Origin of the sequence: Chryseobacterium tongliaonense (genome assembly GCF_041224435.1) — a bacterium.
GTDB lineage: Bacteria > Bacteroidota > Bacteroidia > Flavobacteriales > Weeksellaceae > Chryseobacterium > Chryseobacterium tongliaoense.
In genome coordinates this window covers 727,324-734,680 of sequence record NZ_JBGFFD010000002.1, presented here as the reverse complement: position 1 = coordinate 734,680, position 7,357 = coordinate 727,324, and the positions used below count along the sequence as shown (strand labels likewise).

Here is a 7,357-nt window from a genome sequence, read left to right as displayed (position 1 = left end):
TCAGAAAGAAGAGCTGTGTTGTCTTCGGAGATCTTCAGTATTTATCATTGGAGCCGTGGCAGATATGGAAGTCCTCGGATTGCCAGGGAATTAGAGTCAAAAGGAATAAAAGCCTCTCGTCCTTTTGTTGCCAGACTGATGAGAGAACGAGATTTGAGAAGTGTTGTCAAGAAAAAATTTAAGAAGACTACTAATTCTTCTCATAGGTATCCTGTTGTCCAAAATTATTTGAATCAAAATTTTCAGGTTAAAAGCAGTAAAGAGGTCTGGGTCTCTGATATTACCTATATCCGAACAGGTCAGGGCTGGCTATATCTCACGACAATTATTGATTTGTTTGACAGAAAGGTTATAGGATGATCGCTAAGTGAGACGATGAAAGCCCAGGACACCAGTATTGCAGCCTTGACAATGGCACGACTTCACCGTCCTTTACAGGATCATGACAATCTAATTTTCCATTCAGACAAAGGAATACAGTATGCGTGCACAGAATTTACGTCAATAGTCGGAAAAAACATTACCCGAAGTATGAGTGGAAAAGGAAATTGCTACGACAATGCTGTAGCGGAGAGTTTTTTTAAAACTCTGAAAACCGAACTTGTCTATCAAAATAAATATGAAACTAGAGATTATGCCAAAAACTCTGTGTTTGAATATATAGAAACATTTTACAACACTCAGAGAAGGCATTCGGCTTTAGGAAATTTAACCATAAGAGAGTATCAAAATTTAATGTCTAATCAATCTAAAAATGTAGCATAAAGAGTATATAAATTTTGTCTCAAAAATAGTTGCAAGTTCAATACTGGATTTATTATCTTTTGACAAAAGTTTATAACTCTTATACTGCTACTGTATAAATTGATCGAATAATAGCTAGGGTATTGAAATCGATACCCTAGTTTTAATTTTAAATAAATTTCGGAAGAAATTGTGCAGGAGTTATAACTTATTATAATAAAACAAAAATTATTGTAAATGGGATGATGATGATTGGAAAATGCTGGTACTAGTGCAATGCTACAGTTAATTATGTAGAATCTATAGTATGTAACTTGTTAATAAATAAAATAATGAAAAAACTATTTCTTTTTATGTTTATTGCATCTTTTTTTTCTTGTCAAACTAATCATTTAGCGAGTAATGATGCAACTTCAAAAAATAAAAAACTATATAATCAGTTATATAGTTCAAATGGCAATATTTTCACCATCGGTTCATCGGAGTTTAAATCTTCATATATGTGGAGTTATACTAACGATGATATAATTGTTTATAATTTGAGCAATGGAAAAGTTATATCTGAAAAGAAATTAAAGCTTCGTAGCGAAAGAAATAATCAGTGGCTAAAAAATCCATCCAAAGATGATGATGGTATAGATAAATGTATTGCAGTTGATGGATTTACATTGATGTATAAAGTTAAAAACAATGAATCATTTATAGAACGTAGATTTCCATTAGAATATGAATGTATGAAAAATAGTGTATATGAATCTACATTTTTTAAAACATTGATTGAAGATGTTAATTATTATAACATAGGATGGAAGAAAGTACAATAACTCATTGTCCAAAGCTTCTAAAGCCAACTTTAAAAGTTGGTTTTTTTATTATTTATATATGTCAGATTCTGAAACAAAAATAACTATATTTATTCGACATCAACTTCATAAGATATGGAAATAAAGGTTACGGTAAAGCAGTTGGGCAAAAAGCATCCTATTCTTTCGGAACAGAAGCTTGAGATTGCTTACCATGATAATACCATCACGTTAGAAAACTTATTACAATTAATCGTCCGGCAGCAGGTAGAGGCTTTTAATACACAATCATTTGAATTGGAATATGAAGATTATACTAAAACCCCGTTAGAAAATTATTTGAATATTCTTACAGATACGGGAAAGGCCGGTTTCGGAAGCATTTATAATCAAAAAAAGGCAGATCTTCAAAAAGCTGAGAACAATGCTATCCAGGCTTTTGAAGATGGTATGTTTGCCGTGTTTTATCACGACGAGAGGCTCGAGAATCTTTCAGAATCTATAAATTTAAGTTTAGAACATTCTTTTACTTTCATCAGGCTTACCTTTCTGGCAGGAAGCTACTGGTAATTATTTTACACTAAAATCACAATATGGAAATCACTGAAAAATTACAATCGAAAAAGGTTGTAAACTATTATAAGAATTTACGGAAAGATCTCAAAGAGCAAAGTGAAAAAGGTCTCTTATCTCAACTTTTTTCAAAACCTAAATTAAAGAAACACGTTGCAGAATTAGGAGTATTAATTATGGATGAGGCCAACCATTACGAAGAATTAACTTTAGGTTCTGCAAAAGTCGAAAAACTTAAAGAATACATACACCCTGATATCTGGGAAGATAAAGACTATTACCAATTATTAACCTATTTCTTTGGAGAGAATGCCGAACTGGTAAAACATGCATGGAATAAAATGTCTTATAAAATGTACCAGTCGGGCTATTATAGGCGATCCTTCCGTGCTCCCCATCATCAGTGGTATGTATTTCTTAACCAGATCAATCTGATCAGAAGTTTACTGGAGCTTTCCAGCATATATTCTTATAGTAATGGTTATGAATATTATGACCTTTCACTCGAAGAACAGATTATATATGATCATGCCGTAACCAATAACTCAAGCCAGTTCTATATCTGGTCTGCCGCAATCGATGCCGGAAATACAGCAATTTACCAGTTAATAGAAGATATTATTTTTAACAAACACACCGAAGGCAAAGTATCCCGGAATATAATAAAAGCCCTGCTGAACAGTGAAAGGCAGCAATGCTGGGAACTCGTGGAAAAACTACTGCTTGCTGCCCAGAGACAGGAAGGACTCAGACAAACGGTACTGGAAGCGCTGGATGAAACCAGTATAGGAGCCCTAAAGTATATGACCCATGTCATTATGGAACATAAGCTGACCCGTTTTTCTTCAGTGGTACGTTCCATAGACACATGGACAGGTTTAGGCTGGGAAGGTGAAAAAGAATCTGTCGTGAAAAATATCGTTTCACTGGCAGATATTTATTTCAGTAACCCGGAGCAGATTCCTGTTGCCATCAGAAGCAAAAATAACAATGAAGTCTATATGGCACTTTGGGTACAGGGAGTATGGGACGTGGAAAAGACAGTTCCATACCTGCACCAATTGTTTGATACAGGAAGTATAGAAAAAAAATGCTTAGCCATCAAGTTTGCAGCGGAAACTGCTGATCCTTATATCCAGATGCCATTATATTATAAAGCCGTATTGGAGGGTGATCTGCAGGTATTGGCATTTGCTGGCGGCCCTATGTCATCATTATTAAGCGCTAATACAGGTTCAAAATTCTATATTGACAACCCTGATTATCCCGATTTCTTTGAGAAGCTGCATGAGCTGACCCAAAAGATTGAATTCAAAGAAAAGAAATTTGAAGGGAAAATCTTCTCATGGCTTAATGCTACTTTCAAAAAGAGTGATTTATATGCCTCCATGTTTTATCTGGTTGGTGAAGACAGTAATAAACTAGATTTGGTACTTTCTTATTTTGATCAGTTTGAACTCTCGTTACGGGAGCTGCTGTCCCGGAATATTTTAGGTGATTTTTATTGCTATTCATTTTCCTACGGTTTTGGAAAGACCACACAGAAAACTGTAACTCCCTTTCAAAAAGAATTTGCATTTAAAATTATAAAAGACAGGGGCGAATCTTTGGTGGCTTCAGGGATCAATGTACTCCTGCAGAATCCTTTAACCAAAGAGGAAGTAATGGCCTTCTTTGATCTGTTTAAAAGAAAAGGCGGCACACTTCGCCAGAAACTCATAGAGCTGATAGTACAACAGGAAGATGAAGTGATTAGCCCATTAGTTGATGACTTAATGAATAAAGGAGATATAGAACAGCGAACCGCTTCACTGGATATCATGCTTCAGCTTCAAAAAAACAAAAGAATACCGGCTCAAATTACCCATTGGGCAGAGCAGTATACCGGAAAAGCAAAAATATCGGAAAGAGAACAAAACCTGCTTGACCAGCTTAACCCTTCCGGGAATAAAGAACTGTTATCTGTAGAGAATGGATTCGGATTCTATAATCCGGCTGTTATATCAAAATATGAATTGCCAAAAGTAGAAAAGGATTCGGTTTATACCAAAGCAACCAGGACAGATAAATATGGCTTTACGCAATCTATGAGTCATATAAAAAAAGAACTGCAAAAACTCCATGACCTATTCCTGAAACATAAAGATTATGAGTATGAAGCAGAAGACTGGAATGGTTCAGTAATAAAATTATTAATGGGTAATAGCTTCCGCCAAATAAAAAATAATACCGAAAACTTTACCCCTGACCAGCTATCTGCAAATTATCCCCTGCATGAGGTATGGGAACAGTGGTATAAAGATGCTAAACTTCAACCAATAGATCTATTCCTATTGACATTTGCCGAAAACTGTGACCGTAAAAAATTCAGGGATTTTCTGGAAGGCTTTGTATTTTATCACAAAGATATCATACCCAACCCTATGAAAAGTGATTATTACTGGGATAATCCGGTTAAGAAAATCCTTGAATCCCTGCAGTACAAATTTATATTCGAAGAAGAGACTGATTTTTTAATTGATGCATCCAGTACTCTTTTTGCTCATCTTCCACAGGATATTAAAGACTACAAAGCAAAAGAAAACGATTACTATTACGGATATGGAGGAAGCGGATGGCAGCAACTAGGTTTTTTCCATGTGTTTTTAAGTGCTGTTTTGTATAAAAATCTCACTAATGATCAGTATGTAAGGCTTTGGAAATTATACCGGTGGATGCAGTTCAATGGACTGGAAGAAAATATCAAATATTCAGTTCCGCCTTTCTATCTTTTCTGCAAAGCCTATGAACTGAAGGTTATTACCAAAGATGAACTCTATGAAGGGATTTTCACTGCTGAATCTGCCATAAGGGAACTTACCGTCACCAAACTTTATCATAACACCCCAAAATACCTGGAAATATTTCCTTTTTTAAAACCTGTTATTGAAGAAATACAAAATAAGTTTTTAGATATAGAGCTTGTCCGTGGTGATGCCGGTACAGCAGTTTCTCATTTCGTACAGCAGTTTCAGACCATATACGGAGCCCGTCGCTTCATGCAGATTTTGAAAGGACTGGGTAAATCAGGTCTCTATGCCAGTTATATCTACAGCTATGGCAACGAAAGCATGACCCGGCAGAAACTCTTTTCCTATCTTTTATCTTCCTGTTATCCTTTAGAAACCGATACCCAGGAATCATTTAATGAAATGATGAAAGAAGGAAAGATTGCAGAACTCCACCTGATACAGGCAGCGGTATATGCTCCACAATGGCAAAAGCTGATCAGTAATTATTTAGGTTGGAAAGGACTGGATTCAGCAATATGGTGGATGCATGCCCATACCAAAACCGGTACCTACCAGGCACAGAACTCAGAACTCGAAAGTGAGGTAGCGAAATATTCGGCGGTAGATATTCAGGAATTCCAGGATGGAGCCGTAGACAAAGACTGGTTTATAAAAGCTTATAAAGAATTAGGAAAAGCCCGTTGGGAGATGTTGTATGAATCTGCTAAATACATATCCGACGGGAATGGACACCGCAGAGCAAGGCTTTATTCCGATACCCTTACCGGCGATTTAAAGATAAGGGAAGTAACGGCAAAAATAAAAGATAAACGGGATCAGGATTACCTTCGGGTATACGGACTTGTACCCTTAAGTAAAACCAGTCCCGAGAAAGATGTATTAAGCCGGTATGAATATTTACAACAGTTTAAAAAAGAAAGCAGGGAGTTTGGTTCTATGAAACAGGCAAGCGAAGCCCTGGCTATCCGGGTAGCTTTGGAAAACCTGGCCCGGAATGCAGGCTATCCTGATCCGGTAAGACTGACCTGGGCTATGGAAACCAAACAGATTCAAACGCTTCTGTCAAAAGAAACACAGATAACTGTTGATGGGATTACCGTAGGTTTAATTATAGAAGTCGATGGAAAAGCTGAACTGGTAGTATTCAGGGATGATAAACAGTTAAAATCAATTCCTCCAAAAATAAAGAAGGACAAAGCCATCATAGAATTAGGAAATTACCGCAAGATCATGCGTGAACAATGGACCCGTTCCCGAAAAGGATTAGAAGAGGCTATGATTAGAGGGGATGAATTTCTTTTTACAGAAATCAAAAATCTTTTTGAGCATCCTGTTATTGTAAAGCATTTAGAGAAACTGGTCTTCATTTCCAATGATAATAAAATAGGATTTTTTCATGATGGTAATCTGGTAACTGCCGATGGCGAGATTCAGGAATTAAATGAAAATAATACGTTCAGAATTGCCCATTGTGTGGATTTACATGAACATTCCGTTTGGAGTGATTATCAACATTACTGTTTCACAGAAAAACTTATCCAACCCTTTAAACAGGTATTCAGGGAATTATATGTTCCGACACCGGATGAGTTGAAAGAGAAATCCGTATCACGCCGCTATGCAGGGCATCAGATTCAGCCGAAGCAGGCATTGGCACTGCTTAAAACAAGAGGCTGGAAGGTAGATTATGAAGAAGGTCTACAAAAGGTCTATCATAAGGAAGGGTTTCAGGTGAAACTTTATGCTATGGCAGATTGGTTTTCACCCGCAGAAGTAGAAGGCTCTACCCTTGAAACGATAGAATTTCATTCATTAAAAGACTATAAGAATATTCCTTTTAAGGATATCAATCCAAGATTGTTTTCAGAAGTAATGCGTGATATAGATCTGGTGGTGTCAGTTGCTCACGTGGGAGGTGTAGACCCCGAAGCCAGCCATTCCTCCATTGAAATGCGATCTGTACTGATGAAAGAAACAGCGCGGTTATTTAAGCTGGAAAATATCAGTATTGAAGGTTCACACGTTTTGGTGAAAGGTAAAATGGCAGAATACAGCGTGCATTTGGGAAGTGCCATAGTTCATCAGGTTCCGGGTAAATATCTTTCCATACTTCCTGTGCATTCTCAACATAGAGGAAAGCTGTTTTTGCCTTTTGCTGATGATGATCCAAAGTCTGCCGAGATAATGTCTAAAGTACTATTACTAGCCAAAGACGATGAGATACAGGATCCAACCATACTCTCGCAGATAAAAAGAGAATATGAATAGATGTTAAGGTTAACAGTTCCATTATAATTGTTGAAATCTAAGAAATAAAAATCCCCCGTATTGTAAGACGAGGGTACTTTAATGTTTTCACAACGGAATAATCCTTATTGTGAATTGCTTTCAAAATTATTGATACAAATATAAACGAAAAATTTATGAGTTGATTTACGGGAATCC

The 7,357-nt window shown here is 36.4% G+C and carries 5 protein-coding genes; all 5 read left to right on the top strand.

Features of this window, described 5'->3' with window-relative positions; all coding sequences use genetic code 11:
- On the top strand, positions 1–360 hold a 360-nt coding region (locus tag AB8P06_RS07425), incomplete at its 5' end, for an IS3 family transposase (protein WP_369840016.1).
- 15 nt (positions 361–375) lie between these two features.
- Positions 376–765, top strand: a complete 390-nt coding sequence (locus AB8P06_RS07420; RefSeq protein ID WP_369840014.1) for an integrase core domain-containing protein — start codon at positions 376–378, stop codon at positions 763–765.
- Between the two features lie 311 nt (positions 766–1,076).
- Complete coding sequence (locus AB8P06_RS07415) at positions 1,077–1,568, top strand: hypothetical protein (protein ID WP_369840011.1); 492 nt, start codon at positions 1,077–1,079, stop codon at positions 1,566–1,568.
- 114 nt (positions 1,569–1,682) lie between these two features.
- Positions 1,683–2,117 (top strand): hypothetical protein, encoded by a 435-nt coding sequence (locus tag AB8P06_RS07410; protein WP_369840009.1) that lies wholly within the window; start codon positions 1,683–1,685, stop codon positions 2,115–2,117.
- A 23-nt stretch (positions 2,118–2,140) separates the two neighbouring features.
- A complete protein-coding gene (locus AB8P06_RS07405) occupies positions 2,141–7,180 on the top strand; it encodes a DUF4132 domain-containing protein (RefSeq protein WP_369840006.1) in 5,040 nt (1,679 codons plus the stop codon).
- The last annotated feature ends 177 nt before the right edge of the window (positions 7,181–7,357 follow it).